This window comes from Parahaliea aestuarii (assembly GCF_008064635.1).
Taxonomy (GTDB): Bacteria; Pseudomonadota; Gammaproteobacteria; order Pseudomonadales; family Halieaceae; genus Parahaliea; species Parahaliea aestuarii.
This window is the reverse complement of record NZ_VRYZ01000005.1, coordinates 40906-63758: the sequence shown is the minus strand read 5'-3', so window position 1 is coordinate 63758 and position 22853 is coordinate 40906. Positions and strand designations below refer to the sequence as shown.

Below are 22853 nucleotides of genomic sequence, written 5' to 3'. Positions count from 1 at the left end.
CGTACCTGACTCGATCTCTGTTAGCTGGCGGCCATTTCGGCCGCCTCTTCCACGTCCACCGTCACCAGCCTGGATACCCCGGGCTCGTGCATGGTGACCCCCATCAACTGATCCGCCAATTCCATCGATATCTTGTTGTGGGTGATGTAAATGAACTGCACTTTCTCCGACATCTCCTTCACCATCCGCGCATAGCGGCCGACATTGGCATCGTCCAGCGGCGCGTCCACCTCGTCCAGCATACAGAAAGGTGCCGGGTTGAGCTGGAAGATGGAAAACACCAGGGCGATGGCGGTAAGCGCCTTTTCGCCACCGGAGAGCAGGTGGATAGTGCTGTTTTTCTTGCCCGGGGGCCGCGCCATGATGGAGATGCCGGTGTCGAGCAGGTCGTCGCCGGTCAGTTCCAGGTAGGCGCTGCCACCGCCAAACACCCGCGGGAACAGTTCCTGCAAACCGGCATTCACCTTGTCGAAGGTATCGCGGAAACGGTTGCGGGTTTCCTTGTCGATCTTGCGGATGGCCGATTCCAGGGTTTCCAGCGCAGTGTGCAGGTCCTCGTTCTGGGCATCCAGGTAATTCTTGCGCTCAGACTGCAGGCTGTATTCGTCGATCGCCGCCAGGTTGATCGGCCCCAGGCGGGCGATGCGGCTGGCGACCCGCTCCAGCGAGCGCTGCCATTCGTCCTCGTTGGCGCCCTCCGGCATCGTTTCCAGCACCTGCTGCACATCGTGCTCATTCTCGGTCAGCTGGCGCTGGATGTTCTCGCGCTGCACCTGCAGGCCCTGGTGCTTGAGACGCAATTGCTCCAGTTCGCCGCGCACGCCCTGGGCGCGCTGCTCGATGGCGCCGCGCTGTTGCTCGGCCTGGCGCAGGGCGTGCTCCACTTCCGCCATCGCCTGGCGGGCTTCGGTCAGCTCGCCTTCCGATTGCAGGCGCAATTCCAGCTGGGCTTCCAGCTCCTCCTGCAGAGCGTCGAGGGGGTTGTCGGACTCGTTGAGGCCGGATTCCAGAACCTGCCGCCGCTCCTGCAACTGCTCCACCTGGCTGCGCGTGCGCTCGATGGTCTGGCGCACGGCGTTGAGCTGTGTTTCCAGCGACTGGGAACGCATGGCCGCCTGGTGGGCCGCATCCTTGTCGTGGCGCGCCTTCTGGCGCACCGAGTCGAGGTTGCTGCGGGTTTCGTCGCGGGTGGACAGCAGTGCTTCGCGCTCGCGCGAGTCGGTTTCCATCCGCTCGATGGCCTCGGACAGAATCTGCCGCGCCTCGGCCACCGATTCCTGCTCCTGGGCAAACTGCGCCCGGGCTTCTTCTATATCCGCCTGCAGACGCTCGCGGCGGGCGGTGATCTGCTCGACCTTGGCGCGGTGAGCCGATAGCTGGGCGCTGTACTCGGCGTGCTGGCGAGTGGCCGCCTGCAGTTCGCGCTGGCCCTGTTGGCGCTGCTCTTCCAGTTGCCGCATCTGTTCGCGGGCACTCTGCTGTTCTGTTTCCAGCTCTGCGATACGCGCCGCCAGTTGCTCCACTTCGGCGGCGAGGCTTTCCAGCTCCTGCTGGCGCTGCAGCACACCGCCCTGCTGGTCGCTGAGCCGGGTGACCCGCACCCAGTTGGGGCCGAGCCAGATACCGTCGCGGGTAATGACGGATTCGCCACCGGCCAGCGCGCCGCGCATGACGAGGGCAGCGGGCAGATCATCTGCCACCCTGACACCCGCCAGCAGAGCACCGGCGAGGCTGCTGTCGCGCACCTTGGCGGCCAGTTGGTCGCTGCCGGACGGTGCCTGCGCGCCGGGCTGAACCAGGGTCACCTGCCCTTTTTCCAGCGTGGCGAGTTGATCGCCCAGGCCGTCCAGCGCATCGACGCAAACCGCCTGCAGGTCGGCGCCGAGCACGGTTTCCACCGCCAGCTGCCAGCCCTCCTCGACCTCGAGCTTTTCCAGCAGGCGGGGGCGGTCGCTCAATTGCGCATTGCGCAGCCAGTCGCCGACTGCCTGGTCGCTGTCTTCCATTGCCGCCTGCTGCAGGGCCTCCAGCGAGGCCAGGCGCCCGCGCCGCTGCTGCAGGGTGGAACGCAACTGATCCAGCTCCGCACCCAGCGCCTCGGTGCGCTCGCGGTGACCAGCCAGGTCGTCGACCAGCGATTCACCGCGCTGCTCGAGTTCCGCCATCATCATTTCGGTCTCGGCGAGCTGCTCGCCAAAGGCTTCAATGTCGTCATCGGCCGGACCGGGCGCCAGGTTCTGGCGCTCCTGGTCGAGCTGGTTGACCCGGTTCTGCAGGCGCTGCATGGCCTGCTCCAGGTGCTGGATACGGGATTGCTGAACCTCGGCCTGCTGGCGCGGCTCGGCGGCGTGCTGGTTGAAATCGTCCCAGCGCTGCTGCCACTCGTGCATGGCCTCCTCGGCCTGCAGCAGGGCCTCAGCGGAACCCTGCTCCACCGCCTGCAGCATTTCCAGGTCCGGGGCGAGACTGTCGCGCTCTTCCTCCCAGGCTTCCAGCTTGCGGCTGTCCTCGCCCAGGTGGGCTTCGGATTCCGCCAGGCTGGCGAGGGTCTGGCTCAGGTCTTCCTGCAGTTGGCGCCCGCGTTCCTGCTGGTGCTTGATGGTCTGCTCGATGCGCGCCACTTCCGAGCCGAGGGCGTAGTAGTTGGCCTGTACCCGGTTGAAGGCGTCGTTGCGGTCAGTGTGCTCGAGACGGTGCTGTTCGATGGCGGTGTCCACCTGCTGGTGCTCGGCGTGCACCGATTCCAGCCTGACCTCCAGCTCGGCGATAGCCTGGCTGACACTGCGCACCTGCACATCCAGCTCCCGCCATTGCAGGGCCTGCAGCTGCGCCTTCAGGGTACGCTCTTCCTCTTTATACTCGCTGTACTTCTCCGCCGACTGGGCCTGGCGTTGCAAATGTTGCAGCTGCCGCTCCAGTTCGTCGCGCAGGTCGGTGAGACGCTCGAGGTTTTCCAGGGTGCGGCGCATCCGGCTCTCGGTTTCCTTGCGCCGCTCCTTGTACTTGGAGATGCCCGCGGCCTCCTCGATGAAGACCCGCAGATCTTCCGGCTTGGACTCGATCAGGCGCGAAATCATGCCCTGCTCGATGATGGCGTAGCTGCGTGGCCCGAGGCCGGTGCCGAGGAAGATGTCGGTGATATCGCGGCGGCGGCAGCGCGTGCCGTTCAGGTGATATTCGGACTGGGCTTCGCGGGTGACCACCCGCTTGATGGAGATTTCGGCATAGCTGGCGTACTCGCCGCCGACACCACCATCGCTGTTGTCGAACACCAGTTCGATGGAGGCCTGCCCCACCGGCTGGCGGTTGACCGAGCCATTGAAAATGACGTCGGTCATGGATTCGCCGCGCAGGTTCTTGGCGGAACTCTCGCCCATCACCCAGCGCACAGCGTCGATTACATTGGATTTGCCACAGCCGTTGGGGCCGACCACCGCACACATATTGCTGGGGAAGCTGACGGTTGTCGGGTCGACAAAGGACTTGAAGCCGGCCAGCTTGATGGACTTGAGTCTCATATGACCTTAAGTAACTTGCGCACCCTGCTGTTTTATAAGGTTTTATCCCGAAAGCGTACGGATTTTCAGCGACCCCGGAACACTACATCTAGTGTATCGGACTTACTTCGGTAACACTATGCCCCCAGCCCATAAATGCTGAAAACAGCCGCCGGGGAGCCTGTGCCGATGACGACACCTCACCCGGGATGCGGGGACGCGCTCGCACCCATATTGGACCACAGCCCAGTGGCCGACCCGGTGGCGGGCTGGATGCCCCGCGAGTCGTCACTATTTACACTCGTTACACCCGCTTTGTCATATTACTGTCATAAAAATGACTTAACTTTCGCGTCACCCGGCGTTCACACAAATGTCATATTCTCGTAACAGTGTTGTGACAAGCGAACGACAAGGAACCTGAAACCTATTTCTTGCCTCTCTTAGCGGCTTTTTAGCGAAGATGGCGGCTTCAACATTGCGACTGGAAGCCCGCTGGTGCCATCTCAATTGTTTCACTGACATGAACACAGGATGACATTACCGTGACCAAACGATCTCACTTCAGCCCCCTGGCCACTGTACCCTTGCTGATATCGCTTGCCGGCGCGTCTGTACCCGCCGCCGCTGCCGACAAGGCGCTGCTCGATATTCTCCTGGGCAATGGCGTCATTACCCAGGAACAGTACGACGGCCTGATGCAGAAGCAGAGCCTGACCAGCGAGGACATTCTCGGTGGCGGCGCTGCCACCCCCGCGCCCGAACCCGCGGCCAAATCCGCCACCCTGGCTGAACAGCCGGTGTCTCCGCAGGTGGCCCGGCAAATCGATGTCGCCGTCGCCCAGGCGGTGGACAAGCGCATGACCGACGACAGCGATAGCGGCTTCATCGAGAGCCTTGGCAACCAGGTGGCCCTCAACCTCCCGGTCAATGCAGACTACACCGACAAGGGCTTTCGCCTGGAATCCAAAGACGGTCGCTACCAGACCAACCTGCAGTGGCGCGCCCAGATGCGTTACAGCGACCCCTATCGCAGCGATCCGCGCCAGGTGTCAGACTTTGGCGGTGATGGCACCCGCGACTTCGACACCCGACGCCTGCGCATGAAAATCGGCGGTCACGGCTACCAGCCCTGGCTCAAGTACTATTTCGAAGTGGATCTGCAGCCTACCCGGGACGTGGACGACGACACCTTTTCTTCCAGTGCGCGCCTCATCACCTGGCGCGCCGACATCGCCAAGTGGGACTGGGCGAGCCTGCGCCTCGGCCAGTGGAAGGTCGACCTCAACCAGGAACGGGTGGACTCCTCGGGCCGCCAGCAATTCGTCGAGCGCTCCATCGTGAACCGGGTATTCACTGTCGATCGCCAGATGGGCGTGCAACTGTACGGCCACCTGTTCCAGGAAACACCGGCAGACATGCGCTACTACGTGGGCGCCTTCACCGGCGAGGGTCGCGGTACATCCAACGACGACGACAACCTGATGTACATGGGACGCCTGCAGTGGAACTTCCTCGGCCGCGATATGCCCTGGCGCATGACCGATGTCGAATACACCGAGCAACCCACCGGCGCCCTGGCCTTCGCCGGCTTCACCAACGAAGGCGTCTGCACGCGCTGGTCATCCTCCGGCTGCGGCCATCTGGACGGCTACGAGCCGGCCCTGCTGGCCCAGCCAGGCCAGTACGAGATCGACCAGTGGGTCCAGGAATTCTCCTTCAAGTGGCGCGGCTTCTCGGCGCTGCAGGAATACCACAACAAGACCATCAGGGATTCGGTTAACAATACCGAAGACGAAATGACCGGCGGCTTTGCCCAGGCCGGCTACTTCTTCCATCACCTGTTCCCGGTGGTACCGGCACCGCTGGAAGTCGCCTTTCGCTATGCCTACGTGGACGAACCCAATGCGGTCGACCGCACGCTGGAAAACGAGCGCCAGGAATACACAGTGGGCCTCAACTGGTTCTTCAGCGGTCACAACAACAAGCTGACCCTGGACTACTCCCACCTCACGCTGGATGACGAGTTCCTGTCCGAGGACGTGTCGGACAATCGCATCCGCCTGCAGTGGGACGTGTCTTTCTAGCTCTCATCGCCGGGAGCCGGCTGGCCCCGAAGAAAGCTGGCGCGGGTTAACTGCGCCGCGGGCTGAGCTCGATCTGCAGTGCTTCGCCGGAAGCGGAGGGCTGCAGCGGCCCACCCTCCCCCAGCCAGCTGGCATTGGACTCGCCGGGCTGGCCGGTGGGGGAAACCTGCACCATCACAACCACCTCATCGCTGGTGGAGATTTTCTGGCCCGCCATGGAGTGGCTGTCATCCAGCCGCAGGGTCACAGGCAACTGCGCCGCGCTCAGGCGCTGCACGGCAATGGGCATGCGGCTGCCGCTGCCGGGGTTGCGCGCCAGCACGAATACGGTGTCATCCGGATTGACGTCGGCGCCCTCGGGCAAGCTCACCCGCACGGTAACGCCCACAGACGTGTCTTCACTATCCGCTTGGGCCACCGGCGCCGCCTCGACCCCGGACTCCGGCGCCTCACCGAGGCGCTCCTGCGCCTGCCCGATGACCCCGGCGATCATGCGATCGCTCTCGGAGCCGGGCTGTTCAGTAGCGCGCAGACGCTCCCAGTACTGGATGGCTGCGCGGTACTGGCCCTGCTCGAAGGACACCATGCCCAACAGGCCCAGCGCAGTGCGCTGGTGGGGATTAATCGCCAGGGAAGCCTCGGCCATGCGCTGCGACTCATCATCCAGTACCCGCCCCGCCGCCAGATAGCGGGCCTGCGCGGCGTAGGCCAGGGCGTAGGCATCTTCCGGCGCCTCTTCCGCCATCAAGGTGTAGGTTTCCGCCGCCCGGGCGTACTCTTCCTGACCCATGTAGTAGCGACCCAACAGCGCCTTGTAGTGCAGGTTGTCCGGGCGTTGGGCGGAGCGCGCCTCCACGGCCGACATCACCGAATACACTTCAGTGGCAGTGGCATTTTCATTCAGTTGCTTGAGGCGTTCGTTCAACAACACATCGGGAGCGGCGCCCAGCGTGTAGTAGAGCCCGAAGGCCGCCACTGCCACCAGCGGCAGCAGCAGCCAGGCGGGAAAGCGCTGGCTCTCGGGCAGGGGCGTCGATTTCGCCGCAGCCCGGGCCTGCTCTTCTTCCATCAGGCGCAGGCGGGCATCGTCGTCCAGGGCCTCATCGCCGCCCTCGGCCAGTTCCCGCTGGCGCAGGCGATACCACTCGAAATTGGCGCGCTCCAGCTCCCTGGCACCGCTGCCGCGGCGGGAGGGAAACAGGTAAAACAGCCCGCTGAGCAGGACCAGCCCGGCACAGGCGAGAATAAAAGTGGTCAAGCGTCTTGCTCCCGCTCCAGCATTTCCTGCAGCTTGCGCTGCTCCTCTTCCGACAGGCCGCGATCCCTGTCACCGCGACGCGAGCGCAGCACCAGCAGCGCCACCACCACCCCCGCCGCCAGCAACAGTACCGGCGCCAGCCAGAGAATCAGGGTGGGACCGGCCATCTCCGGGCGATAGCGCACGAATTCACCGTAGCGAGCCACCATGTAGTCGAGAATCTCCTCGTCAGAGGCGCCGGACTCCAACTGCTGGTAGAGCTGCTTGCGCAGGTCCTGGGCAATCGGCGCATTGGAGTCGGCGATGTTCTGGTTCTGGCACTTGGGGCAGCGCAGTTCCTGGCTGAGGGCGTGGTAGCGCGCCTCCAGCTCCGGGCTGCTGAATTCGTAAGTTTCGATCACCGCCAGCGCGGCGACTGCCCAGCACCAGAGGAGTACTGTCATCAGTATTCTCATGACCCGGCTCCCGCCAGTGAAGGCGGCAGCTCGCCGCCGATTTCTGCATAGATGGCCGCCAGCTTGCTGCGCCACACCCGCTCGTCGATGACCCCGACATGGCGATAGCGGATCACACCCTCGGCATCGACAAAGTAAGTTTCAGGGGCGCCGTAAACACCGAGGTCGAGACCGAGGTTACCCGCGGCGTCGACAATATTGATGCTGTAGGGATTGCCCAGGTCCGCCAGCCAGCGTTTGGCGGATTCGTCATCGTCCTTGTAGTTCACACCGACAATATGAATGCCCGCCTCGGTCAACTGGTTCAGGTAGGGGTGCTCCACGCGGCAGGAAATACACCAGGTGGCCCAGATATTGACCAGGCTAACTTTGCCCAGCAACAGGCTGCGGTCGAGCGTTTCTCCGCTTTCCAGCGCCGGCAGGGAAAACACGGGAAAAGGCTTGTCGATCAGCGCCGAGGGCATGGCCCGCGGGTCCAGTGACAAGCCGCGGAACAGGAACAGGGCCAGTACCGCGAAGAGGATCAGCGGCAGGAACAGCTTAAGCCTGGGCGCCACGGGCCACCTCCCCGGCGCTGGCCGTGCTGGCTGCCCGCTGGCGCCGGTAGCGCTTGTCCACCACGGTGATGAAGCCGCCCACCGCCATCAGGATGGCGCCGAGCCACATCCAGCGCACCATCGGCTTGTAGTGCAGGCGAATTGCCCAGGCGCCGCCCTGCCCCACCGGTTCGCCCATGGCGATAAACAGGTCGCGAAACAGGCCTGCATCGATGGCGGCCTCGGTCATGATCTGGTTGCTGGCCAGGTAGCGGCGCTTCTGGGGCGCCAGGCGTGCAATCTCTTCGCCGTCGCGGGTCACCACAAATCGGGCTTCGTCGGCGCGGAAGTTGGGGCCGCGGAAGTTGGCCAGTTCCACAAATTCAAAGCGGTATCCGGCCAGGGTCTCGGCCTGCCCCGCTTCCATTTTCAGGTCGCGCTCGATGCTGTACTGGCTGGTGGCCACCACACCCACCACGCAGGCGGCAAAGCCCAGGTGCGCAACCACCATACCCCAGTAGCTGGCCGGAGTGCGGCGCAGACCGCGGGCAAGGGTTGGCGCAGCGCGGAGCCGCAGCCACACATCCCGCCCCAGCCCCAGCAGCAGCCAGCCGGCCAGCACCAGCGCCAGCGCCACCCACAGGTTGTACTCCCCGTGCAGCAGCGGCAGCGTGAGGCCACAGGCCAGTGCGGCAATGGCCGGCAGCAACAGTTCCGCCTTCCAGCGCTGGGCGCTGTCACGCTTCCAGCGCGACACCGGGCCCAGCCCCATGAAGGGCACCAGAAGAGCCATTAACGGCACAAACACGGCATTGAAATAAGGAGGCCCCACTGAGTACTTGCCCTGCCCCAGGGCGTCCATCAGCAGCGGGAACAGGGTGCCGAACAGCACGGTGAGGGTGGCCACCAGGAACACAACGTTGTTCACCAGCAGCAGGGTTTCCCGCGACAGCCAGGCAAAGCTCACCCGGCTGTTCACCGCCGGTGCGCGCAGGGCGTAGAGCGTGAGCGAGCCGCCCACAACGATGGCCAGGAATACAAGAATGAACAGACCCCGCGCCGGGTCGGTGGCGAAGGCGTGTACCGAGGTCAGCACCCCGGAGCGCACCAGGAAGGTGCCGAGCAGGCTCAGGGAAAAAGCGAAGATGGCGAGCAGCACGGTCCAGCTCTTGAACAGGCCGCGCTTCTCGGTCACCGCCAGTGAGTGGATCAAAGCCGTACCGGCCAGCCAGGGCATGAAGGAGGCGTTCTCCACCGGGTCCCAGAACCACCAGCCGCCCCAGCCGAGTTCATAGTAGGCCCACCAGCTGCCGAGCATGATACCCAGGGTCAGGAAGGCCCAGGCGATGTTGGTCCAGGGTCGCGACCAGCGCGCCCATGACGCGTCCAGCCGCCCGCCCAGCAGGGCGGCGATGGCAAAGGCGAAGGCCACCGAGAAACCGACGTAGCCCATGTACAGCAGCGGCGGGTGAATGATCAGGCCCGGGTCCTGCAGTAGCGGATTGAGATCCTGGCCGTCCGCCGGAGTGCCGGGAATCAGGCGCGCAAAGGGGTTGGAGGTGAGCAGAGAAAAGGACAGGAAGCCCACCGCCACAAAGCCCATCACCGCCAGTACCCGCGACAGCACCAGCAGGGGCAATTGCCGGCTGAACGTGGCAACGGCCGCCGTCCACACCGCGAGGATCAGTATCCACAGTAGCAGGGAGCCCTCGTGGTTGCCCCACACCGCGGAGAATTTGTAGATGGCGGGCAACAGGCTGTTGGAGTTATTGGCCACCACTTCCACCGAGAAGTCATCCTGCAGGAAGGCCACCGCCAGGCAGGCAAAGCTGATGCCGGAAAACACCAGCAGCCCCATCGCCAGCCCCGGCGCCAGGGCCATGGCGCCGGTATTGCGCCGCCAGGCGCCCCACAGGGGCACGCTGGCCAGCAATACTGCCAGGCACAGGGCGACAATCAGTGCAAAGTGACCAAACTCCGGAATCATTCGCCCTGTCCTTTTGTCATGTTTGCACCCTTCATTTGCGCCTTGGATTTCTCCAGCGCCTCCGCCACTTCCGGCGGCATGTAATTCTCGTCGTGCTTGGCCAGCACTTCGGTGGCCTGCAGCACACCCTGATCATCCAGTACACCGGCGGCCACCGCACCCTGTCCCTCTCCGAAGAGGTCCGGCAGGATGCCCTCGTAGACAATCGGCACCCTGGCCTGATAGTCGGTCACCTCAAAACGAACGTGCAGGCTGTCTTCGCTGCGCTGCACACTGCCCTCCACCACCATGCCGCCGACGCGAATCGGCTGGCCGACGGGCGCCTTGCCCGCGGCCACTTCGGCGGGGGGAAAGAAGAGGTTGATATTGCCGCGCAGGGCGTAGGCCATCAGGCCCACTGCGGCGCTGGAGAACAGCACCACGCAGAGCACGATAATCAGGCGCTGCTTACGTACCGGATGCATGGCGACCCTCCCCTGCGGCGGTTTCGCGGCGGCGGATTTCGCCGGCCAGGTCGCGGCGTAGGCGACGCGAGCGCAGCACAGGCGACAGCAACAAGGTCAGCAGTACCACGGCAGTAATAGCATAGGCAGCCCAGACGAAGGGGCCGTGCCCCTCCATCGCCAGGGCGGCGTGCAGGGAATCGAAGTACATCAGGCTCCCACCAGTTTGCGCACCCAACCGGTGCGGGATTCGCGGCGCAGGATTTCCAGCCGCATATTCATCAACAGTGCACAGGTAAACAGCGCGTAGAAACTGCCGATCATCAGCAATAGCGGGTAGAGCATGCTCGGGTCGATGCTGGACTCACCGGTAAATTTGATCGAGGCCGGCTGGTGCAGGCTGTACCACCAGTCCACCGACTTGTAGATGATGGGAATATTCACCGTCCCCACCAGCGTCAGCACGGCACAGGCCTTGCCCGCCGCTTCTTTATTGTCGAATGCTTCGTACAGGGCGATCACCCCGAGATAGAGAAACAGCAGAATCAACATGGAGGTGATGCGCGCATCCCACACCCACCAGGTACCCCAGGTCGGCTTGCCCCAGATGGCGCCGGTCACCAGGGCGATGAAAGTCAGCGCCGCACCCACCGGGGCGCAGGCCTTCATCGCCACGTCAGCCATTTTCATTTTCCAGATCAGGCTGACGGCGCCGGCGATGGCCATCACATAGTAGCCGGCCAGGGCCACCACCGCGGCGGGCACATGAATATAGATGATGCGGTAGCTGTTGCCCTGGCGAAAATCCGGGGCGGTGTAAAACAGGCCCCATACGGCGCCGGCACACAACGCAATAAGCGTCAGGGGCAGCAACCAGCGCAGGATGCTGCCGGAAATGCGGTACAGCCAGGGCGGCGAGCCTAGTTTATGGAAGAAAGACCACATAACGGCGGCATTATACTCCGTGGCCAAAGGCCAACAACTGGGACCTGTCACTGTTCACAGGCAGGTCCTCTCAAGGGTGTCAGGCATCCACACTGATCCGCAGTGCCGCGCCAATTGCCAGTGGCGCCAGGGCAAGGGCCAGGCAGAGCATGGCGCCGAGGATAGCAAGATGTGGTGCAGCGGGCATACCACTAACCACCGCCTGTACCGCTGCACTGCCAAAAATCAGCACCGGCATGTAAAAGGGCAGGATCAACAGGGCGATCAGCATGCCGCCGCGATTCAGGCCCACAGTGAGGGCTGCGCCGATGCCCCCGACCAGGCTGAGTACGGCCGTGCCCAGCAACAAGCTGGCAATCAACACCGGTATGGCAGCCCCCGCCAGGCCCAGCATCACTGCAAACAGGGGCGATACCAGCGCCAGCAACAGGCCGGTCACCAGCCACTGGGCCAGCACATAGGCCAGCACCGATATGTAGAGCGGTTGCGGCGAGAGCAGCAACTGTTCCAGGCTGCCGTCTTCAAAGTCGCCGCGAAACAGATTGTCGGCTGTCAGCAGGTTGGCCAGCAGGGCGATGATCCACAGGATGCCGGGGGCAAAGCTGGCCAGCGCCGCCGGCACCGGGCCCAGCCCCAGGGGAAACAGGACCACCACCATGGCGAAGAACAGCAGGGGATTACCGATATCCACCGGCCGGCGCAGGGCCAGCACCAGTTGCCGGCGCAGCAGGCGGCCACTGAAGGCCAGCGTGCCCGGCGCGCTCACGGCTGCAACCCCGCGCTCAGGCTGAGCATGGCCACCTGATAGCTCACCGACAGGCTCTGGTGGGAGGTGAGCACCACCGCCCCGCCCTGTTGCGCGTGGCCTACCAGCAGGGCCTCCAGTTCCGCCACGCCGTCGCGGTCAATGGCCGTAAAAGGTTCGTCCAGTAACCACAGTGGCGCTGCGGACAAGTAGAGCCGCGCCAGGTTGACCCGTCGGTGCTGGCCGGCAGACAGAGCGTGGCTGGGCACATCCTCGTAACCGTAGAGCCCGACCCTGGCCAGCGCTTCATCGATCTGCTCGCGGCTGTAACTGCCCGCGCCGGAAATATGCCAGGCCAGGTTCTCGCGCGGGCTCAGCATTGCCTTTACGGCGCTGTGATGGCCCAGGTAGAGCAGTGGTGCGCAGCGCTCTACACTGCCGCTGAAACCGTAGCGAGACAGGCCGGCAAGGATACGCAGCAGGCTGGTTTTTCCGGCGCCATTGGCGCCCTCCACCTGCATCAGGTGGCCGGGTTCAACGGCAAAGGACAGATCGCGAAACAGCTCGCGGCCGCCGCGCTCCAGGCCCAGCCCCTGCGCGTGCAAGAGGGGGCCGGCGGCAAGCACAGCGCCGCTGCCGGAGGCGACCACTAGAGGTTGACGACCCGGATGCCGGGGAGGTGCAGGTCGCTGTCAACTTCGGCGCGCAGACTGGCGAAATCAAACAGCTCTCTGTCGGCCAGCTGCGAAGGCGCCACATTGCGAATGGCGCCAAAGATGGTTTCGGTGCGGCCCGGATACTGGCGCTCCCAGTCGGACAGCATCTGCTTGACCTGCTGCCGCTGCAGGTTCTCCTGGGAGCCGCAGAGATTACAGGGAATGATGGGAAAGGCCTTGTAGTCTGCGTAGGCCGCAAGGTCCTTCTCTTTACAGTAGGCCAGCGGACGGATCACCACGTTTTTGCCATCGTCGCTGAGCAGCTTGGGCGGCATGGCCTTGAGGGAACCCTGGAAGAACATGTTGAGGAACAGGGTCTCGACGATGTCGTCGCGGTGGTGACCGAGGGCGATCTTGTTGGCGCCGATGTCCTGGGCGAAACCGTAGAGGCTGCCGCGGCGCAGGCGCGAGCACAGGCCGCAGGTGGTTTTGCCCTCGGGCACCACCTCGCGCACGATGCTGTAGGTGTCCTTTTCCAGGATGTAGTAGGGAATCCCGAGCTGCTCCAGGTAGGCCGGCAGCACCTCCTCGGGAAAGCCGGGCTGCTTCTGGTCGAGGTTCACCGCCACCAGCTCGAATTTCACCGGCGCACTCTGCTGCAGGTTCATCAGCACATCGAGCATGCCGTAGGAGTCCTTGCCGCCGGACAGGCAGACCATCACCCGGTCGCCGTCCTCGATCATGTTGTAGTCGACAATCGCGTTGCCCACGTTGCGGCGCAGTCGCTTCTGCAGCTTGTTGAACTCGGTTTTTTCCTTGCGGGAAAGTTCGCGCATGTTGCTCGGTTTCATGTCATTGATTCGCGGCGCATTTTACAGGGGCCTGCTTGTTTTTTCATCCATTTCCCCGGACAATGTGCGCCCCGATTTCCCCCACTTACCACTCAACCGACTACTGAGGACGCCTCTCCATGAAAGCACCTGTTCGAGTCACCGTCACTGGCGCCGCGGGCCAGATCGGCTACGCCCTGCTGTTCCGCATCGCCTCCGGCTCCATGCTGGGCGACGACCAGCCCGTTATTCTGCAACTGCTGGACATCACCCCCGCCATGGAAGCCCTCGAAGGCGTGCGCATGGAACTCGATGACTGCGCCTTCCCCCTGCTGGCCGGCATCACCTGCTCCGACGACCCGAACGTAGCCTTCAAGGACGCCGACTACGCCCTGCTGGTAGGCGCCCGCCCCCGCGGCCCCGGCATGGAGCGCAAGGACCTGCTGGAAGCCAACGCCGCCATCTTCTCGGTACAGGGCAAGGCCATCAACGACAACGCCAGCAAGAACATCAAAGTGCTGGTGGTGGGCAACCCCGCCAACACCAACGCCCTGATCGCCCAGCGCAACGCGCCGGACATCGACCCGCGCAACTTCACCGCGATGACCCGTCTGGATCACAACCGCGCCATGACCCAGATCGCCCAGAAAACCGGCAAGACCGTCAACGACGTGACCAACATGACCATCTGGGGCAACCACAGCGCCACCCAGTACCCCGACCTGTTCAATGCCAAGGTCAGCGGCGAGAAAGCCATCGACCTGGTCGACCAGGCCTGGTACGAGAATGACTTCATCCCCACCGTGCAGCAGCGCGGCGCCGCCATCATCAAGGCCCGCGGTGCCTCTTCCGCTGCCTCCGCCGCCAACGCCGCCAGCGACCACATGCGCTCCTGGGCGCTGGGCACCGAGGGTGACGACTGGGTTTCCATGGGCGTTTACTCCGACGGTTCCTACGGCATCGCCGAGGGCCTGATCTACTCCTTCCCCTGCCGCTGCAGCAACGGCGAGTGGGAAATCGTCCAGGGCGTGGAAGTCGGCGAATTCAGCCAGGCCAAAATGAAGGCCACTGAAACCGAGCTGGCCGAAGAGCGCGACGCCGTTCAGCACCTGCTGCCCTGATGAGCGACGAGGGGGCCAACCGCAGCTACCACCACGGCAATCTGCGAGCAGAACTGCTCGACACCGCCGTGGCGCAGCTGCGGGAAAAGGGCGCGGAGGATCTCAGCCTGCGCGCCCTGGCACGCGCCATCGGCGTGTCCCAGACGGCCCCCTACCGCCACTTCGCCGACAAGGGCGAGCTTTTTGCCGCCATGGCCGCCCGCGGTTATCGCGGGCTGCTCACCAGCCTGAAACAGGCCGGCGACGTTTCCGGTGACTGCCCGGAAGAGCAGCTCGCCGCCTTCGCCCACGCCTATGTGGCCTACGCGGTGGAAAACCCGCAACTGTTCAAACTGATGTTCGGTCCCAGCACCCAGCCCGCGGTGCAATACCCGGAACTGCGCGAGGCCAGCCGTGCCACCTTCCTGCTGGTACAGAGCATTCTGCGCCACGGCATGGAGCGGGAAATTTTTGCCGAACAGGATCTCGCCTACCTCGCCAACGTGGCCTGGGCCGGCATCCACGGCCTGGCGACCCTGCGGGTCGACGTTCCCGACCTGTTCCAGCGCCACATCGACCTGCAGCGCCAGGTGGACCTGAGCGTCAGCACCTTTATCGCCGGTATCCGGCGGGAACCCGCCAGCAACTGACCCGGCCTGCTACAGCGTAATAAGACGTGCCGAGACCGCCTGCGGCTCCCCGCGCGGCAACAAATAGCGCCAGTACACCAGCCCCGACACCCTCCCCTCGGTCTGCAGCCAGTTCGGATGCCCCGGATCTTCATGGGCCAGCACAATGCGGAAGCTGCCATCCTCCTCATAGGCAAGCTGGTTGCGATTGAATGACACCTGGCGCCGGGTGTAGTCGTAGGTCTGCATGAAGCGGTTCCACAGCACGACGTTGGCGAAGCGGCAGTCCGGGAAACGGCCGCGAATCTCCAGCGCCTGGCCGGGCATTACGACATAGGGCGCCATGGCGTACCAGGCGCTGAGATTGCCGTAGCCGCTTTCGCTGCGCCACTGCCCCGGGGCGTTGAACTGGTTGGGCTGCATAGACACCCACGGAATGGCTGGCCGCCTGGCGGGGTCGGGAATGGCCAATGGCATCTGCCCGCGCACAAAATTGGCGACATTGCGCAGGGATTGCGCCACCTGGCTATCCCCTCCCCAGGGCGCCGGTGGAAGGGGATCAATCGCTTCTATCGCCAGTTCCTGCCGCGCGCCCAGATCGGCCATCACGCAGTGCGGCGTCTCGTAGTAGTGGCGCGTGGTGACCTGCCCTGCCTCGGCGGGCAGCGGCAGCCAGTTGCCGCTCGCCGGCTTTTCACCACCCAGGTGGATCTCGAAACTGCCGTCGGGATTTACCTGCAGCTTGCGATCATCCAGTTCGGCAATCGACGCCGTGGCCGCCCCGCCCTCCGCGCTACCCGCTTCAACCGTGAAGGAGGTAAAAGTGGCCGTCCCGATGTGGCCGCGAATACGGTAACGGCCGCCGCCGTGTACCGGAGCGAAGTAATAGAGTGCATCCGGATTGTCGCCCAGCAACTTGCGCCGCTGGGTGACATAGGGCACAAACACCGGCCGCGCCGGATCCGCCTCCAGCCAGAACTGCAGGCCGGTTTGCAGGATGTGGGCGAGCACCCGCTCTCCTTCGGCGACATCGTCGGGCCGGGTGATGCCGTAGGCGGGGCTGAGGAAGGTCGCCTCCAGTTCGGCCAGGGCCTGCAGCAGGTCCGCCATGGCGCCGCGACTGCGGCTGCCGCCATCGCTGGTACTGGCACTGGCAAGAGAGGCCCCCAACAGCGAGAGTCCGCCGATGGTGCCGGCGCCCTGCAGGAATTCACGTCTGTCCATCGGTTGCTCCTGTTATTGTTATGGTCGCCCCGTGACCGGGGACATGGACATTGGTGTAGCACAGCCCTTGACCGGGCAACCAGCGCCACCGCGGCACAACGGCGGGATAAGCCCGGCCATGCCAGTTTGCTGAACCAGACATCCCGCTTGTGGGCACCCGGGGCCGCGACTACACTCCATGGCAAGCCAACAGGCCCGCAACAGGGAGAACCCCCATGCAGCAGCGCATCTTCAAATTCACCGTACTGCTTATGGCCGTGCTGACCCTCAGCGGCTGCGGCTACAATCGCCTCACCGCCGGGGACGAACAGATCAAGGCCGCCTGGGCCGAGGTGCTGAATCAGTACCAGCGCCGCGCCGACCTGATTCCCAACCTGGTGCGCACCGTGGAAGCCTTCGCCAAACAGGAAAGAGACGTACTGACGGGTGTTACCGAAGCCAGGGCCAAGGCCGGCAGCATCCAGGTGTCGCCGGAGATGGTGAACGACCCCGCCGCCATGGAGCAATTCCAGCAGGCCCAGGGGCAGTTGAGCAGCGCCCTTTCGCGCCTGCTGGTTACCGTGGAGCGCTACCCCGAGCTCAAGTCCGACGCCAACTTCCGCGATTTGCAGGCCCAGCTGGAGGGTACCGAGAACCGCATTACCGTGGCCCGCAATCGCTATATTGACAGCGTACGCGAATACAACACCCTCGCCCGCTCCTTCCCCAGCAACCTGACCGCCATGCTCTTCGGCTTCGAGGTGAAGCCCTCCTTCACCGTTGAAAACGAGGCCGAACTCTCCCGCCCGCCCGAGGTGAAATTCGGCGACGATGGCTGAACTCCGCTTCGCCCCGTGCCTGCGCTGGGCCATTGCCCTCGCCCTGTTTCTTGGCGCGTGCGGGCTTGCGGCCCAGCCACTGCAGGCGGTGCCGAAGCTGGAGCAGCGGGTCAGCGACTTTACCGGCACACTCAATGCCGAGCAGCGCCAGACACTGGAGGCCCGGCTCGCCCAGTTGGAGAAAGACACCGGCAGTCAACTCGCCATCCTGGTGGTGGACAGTACCGCGCCGGAAGACATCGCCGCCTACAGCATACGGGTGGTGGACCAGTGGCAGCTGGGGCGGGAAAAATTTGATGACGGCGCCCTGCTGCTGATCGCCAGGCAGGACCGGCGCATGCGCATTGAGGTGGGCTACGGCCTGGAAGGCGCCATTACCGATGCCCAGGCGCGCCAGATCATCGACGAGATGATCGCACCCCACTTTCGCAACAACGATTATTTCGGCGGCATAAAAGCCGGCAGCCAGGCGCTGGAAACACTGATCCGGGGGGAGGAACTGCCGCCGCCGGCAAAGTCCCGGGGGCGCAGCAGCCAGGGCATCGACTGGGGCACCTTGCTGCCAGTCATCTTCGTAGTCGGCTGGATACTCACTGGCACCCTCCACTCCCTGCTCGGCCGAACCGGCGGCAGTATCGGCCTTGCGGCTATGACCGGCGGCCTGACCTGGGCCATCGCCGGCGCCATCGGCCTCGCATTCATCATTGCCATTGTCACCTTAGCAGTCGCCATGCTCGTACCGGGCGGCAATACCTGGTCCGACCGCGGCGGCTTCGGAGGGGGTTATGGTGGAGGCTTCGGTGGCGGAGGCTTCGGCGGTGGCGGAGGAGGATTCGGCGGTGGTGGCGGCGGTTTTGGAGGCGGCGGCGCCTCGGGGGGGTGGTAAATGAACAAGCGCTGGCTGCGCAACCTGCTCACTACCCGCTGGTCACTGCGCAGGCATTTCCCGAAGGCAGTGCTGGATAGCATCGAACAGGCCATCGCGGCATCCGAACGGCGCCACAGCGGGGAGCTGCGCTTTGCCGTGGAGTGCTCAATGGACCTCGCGAGCCTTGCGCGTGGGCATACAGCAAGGGAGCGCGCTATCGAAGCCTTCTCCCGACTCCACGTATGGGACACCGAAGCCAACAACGGCGTGTTGATTTACCTGCTGCTGTCGGAGAAGGACATTGAAATCGTCGCCGACCGGGGCTTTAACGGCAAGGTGAGCAGCGAGCAATGGCAGGCCATTTGTACCGGGATGGAGCAAGCGTTTGCAGAGGGCCGCTATCAGCAGGGCACCATTGCTGGGGTGGAAGCGGTTTGTGCGATTATTCGGGAGCATTTTCCGCCGGATGAGAGTGACCAGAATGAGCTTCCCAACAAGCCAGTGGTGCTATAGAAAATATTCGCTGAGATACTTATTAGCAGCAAACATTGTCTGGCGGCATACTAAGTGGAGTCAGGAGCGGGCGATCAGTTGGCTATATATGGAGAAATTCTGCTTCCGCCACAGAGCAGACAGCCCCCGCAGTATTATCTTGCCTGGCTATATGTGCAGTTCTAAATCGATCTGGCCTGATTTGTCAGTTGCTGGTCCGATGAGAAAAATACTGATGGCAGGTTTTCTACGATAGGCTTATGGATAAACTATCGTTTATGAGTGATATTCCTCTAAACTTCTGTGTGCACATAAGACTCCGAGGGGTCTTATGAACAATGGTTGCTTCTTTTAGACAACTCCAACCTGAACGCAAGGAGGCGTAACAGCATGATTTTCCTCAAGTTCTTCAAGCTATCCAGAAAAACCTACTGTGTGGCATAGGCGGAATTCTATTTATTAAACTGTTAGCTTAAAAGAAATGGGACCTATAACACTTTTTGACAAGTCGTTTCTTCAGTCACTCAGCCTGAATGAGTCGGTGTGGTTTGATCACTTTTTTCTCACGAATATCTGTCCGTTGTTTTACGTTGAAACACTAGCCGATTTAAGCAAATCCCCCCGATCAGGGAGAACAGCAGAAGATGAAGTACGAATAATTGCGGAAAAATTTCCAGAGATGCATGGAACGCCAAACGTGATGCATGTTACTGCCTGCATGGGAGAGCTTTTCGGTCATCGCACACCTATGACCGGGCAGATACTTGTAGCAGGAGGAAGGCCTGTAAAGGGTGGCGGGAGGTCGGGCGTTGTTTTCGAAGAATCTGCCGAATCCAAAGCCTTCTCGCGATGGCAGCATGGATCGTTTTGGGAGGTTGAACGACACTATGCATCCGGATGGAGAGAAATGGTTTCCAATCTCGATCTAAACGAGGTTGCGGGGCGATTCAGAACCCTAGGAGTTGATGGGAAATCCTGTAATACACTGGAGCAGGCCAAAAAACTTGCAGTAAGTATCGCTTCCGCACGGGAGAAGCCATTCGATCGAATGTACTTGGCGTTGTTGTTTCTAGGTGTTCAGCCTAAGCACCACAGAGAAATATTACAGCGTTGGAGTTTGCACAACTATCCCCCTCTCACTCGATACGCTCCTTACCTAGCGTATGTGTTCACGGTAGAGTTGTTTTTTCAGATAGCACTAGCCGCAAACTTAATCCCCTCAGAAAGGCCATCAAACCGGATCGATATCGGTTATCTGTTCTATCTTCCCTTTTCGATGATTTTCGTATCTTCCGACAAGCTGCATAAAAAATGTGCGCCATTATTTTTGCGCTCTAATCAGCAGTTTTTGTGGGGGCCAGATCTGAAAAAAGGTTTGAATGAGGTGAACACGCACTTCGAAGCACTACCTTCAGAAGAAAAAGGAAAAGGTATAACCACATTTGCCGGCAATCCCCCAAAAGAAAAAGAGTTCTATGTGTCCACCGTTTGGGATAAGCATCTACCGGGGTGGCGAGAGAAAGAAGAGGTTGATATATTGAATACAAATTTCAAGCACGATGAACTAGTCAAGCACCTAAACGATTTTACGAATGCCCCTTCTTTGACGGAGGAAGATGTTGATTTTGATATTTCTAACCCTGATGCCCTAGCCATGCAGAGAATGGTCAGAAAGAAGAAGGGTTCGTGGTATCAAGTCCCGAAACACATCGAAGAAAACGATGAAAGAACCAAAAGCAAAAAATAGGGCTAACAAGTGCATCCGTGGCGTTATGTGAAAAGGAGAGTTGAATAGTGATGTGCTGGATATCAAATAATGCACAAACAATTACAGCTATATCAGCCGTAGTTATTTCGCTTATTTCACTGTTTGTAGCAATACGAACGCTTTCTGCCCAAAAGAAACACAATAAACTATCAGTGAAACCAATCGCTCACTTTTCTAAAGGTGATTATGAAAATCACATATTTGTTAGGCTTAAAAACTATGGAATGGGCCCACTAATAATTACTAAATTTGAGATCTCAAAAGACAAAAGTTCATTCAAGCGGTTGATCGATTCATTTAATGGGGCGGCCTCAAAAATCACTTGGGAAACTTTCGCGGATGATATAGAAGGTAGGGTATTGGCACCGCAAAAAGAATTCACTCTGATTCAGGCGTCATTTACGTCTGACCAGGAAAACATCAGGCAAGCAATAAGGCAGTCTTTGGCTAAAACTACTTTAACTGTCGGATATAGATGCATATATGAAGAGGATCAACCACAAGTTCAAGAGAAACTAGAATGGTTTGCTCGGCACTAAATTCAAATAACAAGCGCATGTTTTCGGACTGGTTTTCTGCTGTGCTCCAAACCAACCCCTGCTTGAAGCGTTAGGCCAAAGGAGGAATATTTTGCTACAGAAGTTATCTGATAGATTTGATCAGCTCGTATCGGAGCTACCTGGAATCGAATCGACGATTCAGCGGCATCGTGGTGATTTTGGTGATTACACCGAAATGGATGACGAGAAGGCTCTAACGTGGAAGGTCAAAGCGAAGAATTTGTTAGTTGCTACCTGTGGTGAAGCATCTCAGCATTATCAAGAGTTTTCAAAGGCCGAAGAGCTGAAGTCTTATGAGTCCAGTTCTGACCCTTTTAAAAGGATGAAGGCAGTGTTTATAGCTGCGATGGATGATTATAAGGGTGGTTATTTGACATCCATTAAAAATCTTATTCAAGCCAACGTATTCGATAGTGAGCTGGAGCAGGCAGGTGAGCTTCTTTCGAGTGGGTATAAATTAGCAGCTGCGGTAATTGCAGGAGTGGTCTTGGAAACAGCGCTCAGAGATATTTGCACTAGAGAAAGCATTCCTACTGGAAAGCTCGATAAAATGAATTCAGATCTAGCTAAAGCCGGGATTTACAACAAGCTACAGCAAAAGCGAATTACTGCTTTGGCAGATATTCGTAATAGCGCAGCTCACGGAAAACCAGAAGAATTTACTGAATCAGATGTACAAAGCATGATTCGCGATATTGAACAATTTCTGGCAGTTCAGCTGGCCTAACAAGCGGCTGTTGTCGGGCGCCTACGCTTCGGCCCGGCCCGCAGAGCCGGGCGTTGAACGTCAGCTTTGAGGACGATTCGGAATGACAAACCAAACCTGGAAAGCGTTATATAACTAGATCCAAGTGCTGGTTAATAATGATATCTGTACCTTCAACCTTTAGCGGGAAATAGATTTCTAGATTGGTGTTGGAAAGGGGGTAACTAAGGACGGGATTCCTAAAATCCGCGTAGGCTTCGCATCCTAAACCATAAGCTGACCAGCGCATTCTAAAATCAAGCTCTGATGGCCGGCCATTTGGGGTGGGGATGTAAATGCGTTCTGAGCCACGCATGTAGACGCGATAGGGATCAAACTCATTGTTAGCTTCTGATAGCGCCATCGGTCTATGCTGATCACTGCAATCGCCTCCAGAATAACCAATATCAGCGTGATAGAAGCCCTGCGGGACAGGTGCATGCGCTACTTCAAGAACGGTAAGTACGTAGGGCGCTTCAAGACCCTCAAAATTGACCTGGATATCCCACGAAGTTCCGTATTCGTTAGTTCTGATAAAGCTCCCGATGACTCTGCCGTTGCTATCAATCACCCGTGGAGCATCGTTCGCTCGATACGTGATCCTGTATTCTCCTGGATAGACCTTTCGGAATATTGGCTCCAAGAAAAACTCTTTGTCTGATTCAAGGATATCTAGCAGAGCATCGTTTCCTGGGAAAGCTGTCGTCTTAAGCCTGCATGCTTCTGTAGAACCTCCACAAAATCGTTCTGGTGCCCGCCGCCATGTGGTGAACTCATAGCCAGGGGCAGGAACTGCTGTGAATCTTTCATCAAAAAAAACATCGTACACATCGATCACACACCGATGGCCATCAGCGCAGTCGTAGGCTCCTGACGCTGAAACAACACTTCCACCTTCCATGGGAAGGATTACAATCTTGCATCCCACTAATAAGGCTGCGCTGACCAAAGGCCACATGCGAAGAAGCTTCATACGATGATAGCAATGTCCCATTTCTAAAAGAGTTCTTCAGGTATCGTACATTAGCTACCTAGAAAATCCACTGATCAAGAGTGCAGAAAGTGGTTATGACTAACATACGATTGTCGCTGACCGCAAGCTTTTTGCCGGGACAGAGGGCAGATTTTGCGTTGATCAATAGTAATGAGGTAAGTTGGAACCGGTTCGCTCGAAACTAAATCTTCTGTACCACTTTCCTATGCGTCCCCA

Annotated in this window: 22 protein-coding genes; 9 read left to right on the top strand and 13 right to left on the bottom strand. The window is 60.4% G+C overall.

What is annotated here, in order from left to right:
* Positions 1 to 20: 20 nt before the first annotated feature.
* Positions 21 to 3518 carry a chromosome segregation protein SMC gene (smc, locus tag FVW59_RS12035; protein WP_148064597.1) on the bottom strand — a complete coding sequence of 1166 codons (3498 nt, stop codon included), beginning with the start codon at positions 3516 to 3518 and terminating at the stop codon, positions 21 to 23.
* A gap of 524 nt (positions 3519 to 4042) precedes the next feature.
* On the opposite strand from smc, the gene FVW59_RS12030 reads away from it, so the two are divergent.
* Entirely contained in the window at positions 4043 to 5584 is a 1542-nt protein-coding gene (locus FVW59_RS12030; RefSeq protein WP_246139724.1) for a porin, read from the top strand.
* A 46-nt stretch (positions 5585 to 5630) separates the two neighbouring features.
* On the opposite strand, the gene FVW59_RS12025 is transcribed toward FVW59_RS12030, so the two are convergent.
* From FVW59_RS12025 to ttcA, 10 genes are all read right to left on the bottom strand, one after another.
* Positions 5631 to 6842 carry a c-type cytochrome biogenesis protein CcmI/CycH gene (locus FVW59_RS12025; RefSeq protein ID WP_148064595.1) on the bottom strand — a complete coding sequence of 404 codons (1212 nt, stop codon included), beginning with the start codon at positions 6840 to 6842 and terminating at the stop codon, positions 5631 to 5633.
* Positions 6839 to 7285, bottom strand: a complete 447-nt coding sequence (locus FVW59_RS12020) for a cytochrome c-type biogenesis protein (RefSeq protein WP_246139723.1) — start codon at positions 7283 to 7285, stop codon at positions 6839 to 6841. The genes FVW59_RS12025 and FVW59_RS12020 overlap by 4 nt, the downstream gene beginning before the upstream one ends.
* Before the next feature lie 8 nt (positions 7286 to 7293).
* Entirely contained in the window at positions 7294 to 7854 is a 561-nt protein-coding gene (locus FVW59_RS12015; protein ID WP_148064593.1) for a DsbE family thiol:disulfide interchange protein, read from the bottom strand.
* Positions 7838 to 9820 (bottom strand): heme lyase CcmF/NrfE family subunit, encoded by a 1983-nt coding sequence (locus tag FVW59_RS12010; protein WP_148064592.1) that lies wholly within the window; start codon positions 9818 to 9820, stop codon positions 7838 to 7840. Before FVW59_RS12010 ends, FVW59_RS12015 begins: the two co-directional genes overlap by 17 nt.
* Positions 9817 to 10284 (bottom strand): cytochrome c maturation protein CcmE, encoded by a 468-nt coding sequence (ccmE, locus tag FVW59_RS12005; protein ID WP_148064591.1) that lies wholly within the window; start codon positions 10282 to 10284, stop codon positions 9817 to 9819. Before ccmE ends, FVW59_RS12010 begins: the two co-directional genes overlap by 4 nt.
* Positions 10268 to 10474 (bottom strand): heme exporter protein CcmD, encoded by a 207-nt coding sequence (gene ccmD, locus FVW59_RS12000; protein WP_148064590.1) that lies wholly within the window; start codon positions 10472 to 10474, stop codon positions 10268 to 10270. The genes ccmE and ccmD overlap by 17 nt, the downstream gene beginning before the upstream one ends.
* Entirely contained in the window at positions 10474 to 11208 is a 735-nt protein-coding gene (locus tag FVW59_RS11995) for a heme ABC transporter permease (RefSeq protein WP_148064589.1), read from the bottom strand. Before FVW59_RS11995 ends, ccmD begins: the two co-directional genes overlap by 1 nt.
* A 79-nt stretch (positions 11209 to 11287) precedes the next feature.
* Positions 11288 to 11974, bottom strand: coding sequence for a heme exporter protein CcmB (gene ccmB, locus FVW59_RS11990; RefSeq protein WP_148064588.1), 687 nt, complete (start codon positions 11972 to 11974; stop codon positions 11288 to 11290).
* Positions 11971 to 12579, bottom strand: coding sequence for a cytochrome c biogenesis heme-transporting ATPase CcmA (gene ccmA / locus FVW59_RS11985; RefSeq protein ID WP_148064587.1), 609 nt, complete (start codon positions 12577 to 12579; stop codon positions 11971 to 11973). The genes ccmB and ccmA overlap by 4 nt, the downstream gene beginning before the upstream one ends.
* A 23-nt stretch (positions 12580 to 12602) precedes the next feature.
* Positions 12603 to 13460, bottom strand: coding sequence for a tRNA 2-thiocytidine(32) synthetase TtcA (gene ttcA, locus FVW59_RS11980; protein WP_425468405.1), 858 nt, complete (start codon positions 13458 to 13460; stop codon positions 12603 to 12605).
* A gap of 119 nt (positions 13461 to 13579) precedes the next feature.
* On the opposite strand from ttcA, the gene FVW59_RS11975 reads away from it, so the two are divergent.
* Positions 13580 to 14560, top strand: coding sequence for a malate dehydrogenase (locus FVW59_RS11975; RefSeq protein WP_148064586.1), 981 nt, complete (start codon positions 13580 to 13582; stop codon positions 14558 to 14560).
* Positions 14560 to 15189 carry a TetR/AcrR family transcriptional regulator gene (locus FVW59_RS11970; RefSeq protein WP_148064585.1) on the top strand — a complete coding sequence of 210 codons (630 nt, stop codon included), beginning with the start codon at positions 14560 to 14562 and terminating at the stop codon, positions 15187 to 15189. The genes FVW59_RS11975 and FVW59_RS11970 overlap by 1 nt, the downstream gene beginning before the upstream one ends.
* Before the next feature lie 9 nt (positions 15190 to 15198).
* On the opposite strand, the gene FVW59_RS11965 is transcribed toward FVW59_RS11970, so the two are convergent.
* On the bottom strand, positions 15199 to 16392 hold the full coding sequence (locus tag FVW59_RS11965; RefSeq protein ID WP_148064584.1) for a DUF1214 domain-containing protein: 1194 nt from the start codon (positions 16390 to 16392) through the stop codon (positions 15199 to 15201).
* Positions 16393 to 16607: 215 nt separating this feature from the next.
* Here FVW59_RS11965 and FVW59_RS11960 point away from each other — a divergent pair, with 215 nt between their 5' ends.
* The 6 genes from FVW59_RS11960 (at position 16608) to FVW59_RS11935 (ending at position 21625) form a co-directional block, all read left to right on the top strand.
* Positions 16608 to 17210: a LemA family protein gene (locus FVW59_RS11960; protein WP_148064583.1), complete on the top strand. Its 603-nt coding sequence runs from the start codon at positions 16608 to 16610 to the stop codon at positions 17208 to 17210.
* Positions 17203 to 18096, top strand: a complete 894-nt coding sequence (locus FVW59_RS11955; protein ID WP_148064582.1) for a TPM domain-containing protein — start codon at positions 17203 to 17205, stop codon at positions 18094 to 18096. The genes FVW59_RS11960 and FVW59_RS11955 overlap by 8 nt, the downstream gene beginning before the upstream one ends.
* Complete coding sequence (locus tag FVW59_RS11950; protein ID WP_148064581.1) at positions 18097 to 18591, top strand: TPM domain-containing protein; 495 nt, start codon at positions 18097 to 18099, stop codon at positions 18589 to 18591.
* A 520-nt stretch (positions 18592 to 19111) separates the two neighbouring features.
* On the top strand, positions 19112 to 20317 hold the full coding sequence (locus tag FVW59_RS11945) for a hypothetical protein (RefSeq protein WP_148064580.1): 1206 nt from the start codon (positions 19112 to 19114) through the stop codon (positions 20315 to 20317).
* A 47-nt stretch (positions 20318 to 20364) separates the two neighbouring features.
* A complete protein-coding gene (locus tag FVW59_RS11940; protein ID WP_148064579.1) occupies positions 20365 to 20877 on the top strand; it encodes a hypothetical protein in 513 nt (170 codons plus the stop codon).
* 91 nt (positions 20878 to 20968) lie between these two features.
* Positions 20969 to 21625, top strand: a complete 657-nt coding sequence (locus FVW59_RS11935; RefSeq protein ID WP_148064578.1) for a DUF4145 domain-containing protein — start codon at positions 20969 to 20971, stop codon at positions 21623 to 21625.
* Between the two features lie 106 nt (positions 21626 to 21731).
* Here FVW59_RS11935 and FVW59_RS11930 read toward each other — a convergent pair whose 3' ends face one another.
* Positions 21732 to 22616, bottom strand: a complete 885-nt coding sequence (locus tag FVW59_RS11930) for a hypothetical protein (protein ID WP_148064577.1) — start codon at positions 22614 to 22616, stop codon at positions 21732 to 21734.
* Between the last annotated feature and the right edge of the window lie 237 nt (positions 22617 to 22853).

What these genes read in the sequence shown, in the direction of transcription:
- smc (WP_148064597.1), bottom strand. Translation starts at nt 3,518, where the DNA reads ATGAGACTCAAGTCCATCAAGCTGGCCGGCTTCAAGTCCTTTGTCGAC.
- FVW59_RS12020 (WP_246139723.1), bottom strand. Translation starts at nt 7,285, where the DNA reads ATGACAGTACTCCTCTGGTGCTGGGCAGTCGCCGCGCTGGCGGTGATC.
- FVW59_RS12010 (WP_148064592.1), bottom strand. Translation starts at nt 9,820, where the DNA reads ATGATTCCGGAGTTTGGTCACTTTGCACTGATTGTCGCCCTGTGCCTG.
- ccmE (WP_148064591.1), bottom strand. Translation starts at nt 10,284, where the DNA reads ATGCATCCGGTACGTAAGCAGCGCCTGATTATCGTGCTCTGCGTGGTG.
- ccmD (WP_148064590.1), bottom strand. Translation starts at nt 10,474, where the DNA reads ATGTACTTCGATTCCCTGCACGCCGCCCTGGCGATGGAGGGGCACGGC.
- FVW59_RS11995 (WP_148064589.1), bottom strand. Translation starts at nt 11,208, where the DNA reads ATGTGGTCTTTCTTCCATAAACTAGGCTCGCCGCCCTGGCTGTACCGC.
- ttcA (WP_425468405.1), bottom strand. Translation starts at nt 13,460, where the DNA reads ATGAAACCGAGCAACATGCGCGAACTTTCCCGCAAGGAAAAAACCGAG.
- FVW59_RS11975 (WP_148064586.1), top strand. Translation starts at nt 13,580, where the DNA reads ATGAAAGCACCTGTTCGAGTCACCGTCACTGGCGCCGCGGGCCAGATC.
- FVW59_RS11970 (WP_148064585.1), top strand. Translation starts at nt 14,560, where the DNA reads ATGAGCGACGAGGGGGCCAACCGCAGCTACCACCACGGCAATCTGCGA.
- FVW59_RS11965 (WP_148064584.1), bottom strand. Translation starts at nt 16,392, where the DNA reads ATGGACAGACGTGAATTCCTGCAGGGCGCCGGCACCATCGGCGGACTC.
- FVW59_RS11960 (WP_148064583.1), top strand. Translation starts at nt 16,608, where the DNA reads ATGCAGCAGCGCATCTTCAAATTCACCGTACTGCTTATGGCCGTGCTG.
- FVW59_RS11955 (WP_148064582.1), top strand. Translation starts at nt 17,203, where the DNA reads ATGGCTGAACTCCGCTTCGCCCCGTGCCTGCGCTGGGCCATTGCCCTC.
- FVW59_RS11950 (WP_148064581.1), top strand. Translation starts at nt 18,097, where the DNA reads ATGAACAAGCGCTGGCTGCGCAACCTGCTCACTACCCGCTGGTCACTG.
- FVW59_RS11930 (WP_148064577.1), bottom strand. Translation starts at nt 22,616, where the DNA reads ATGAAGCTTCTTCGCATGTGGCCTTTGGTCAGCGCAGCCTTATTAGTG.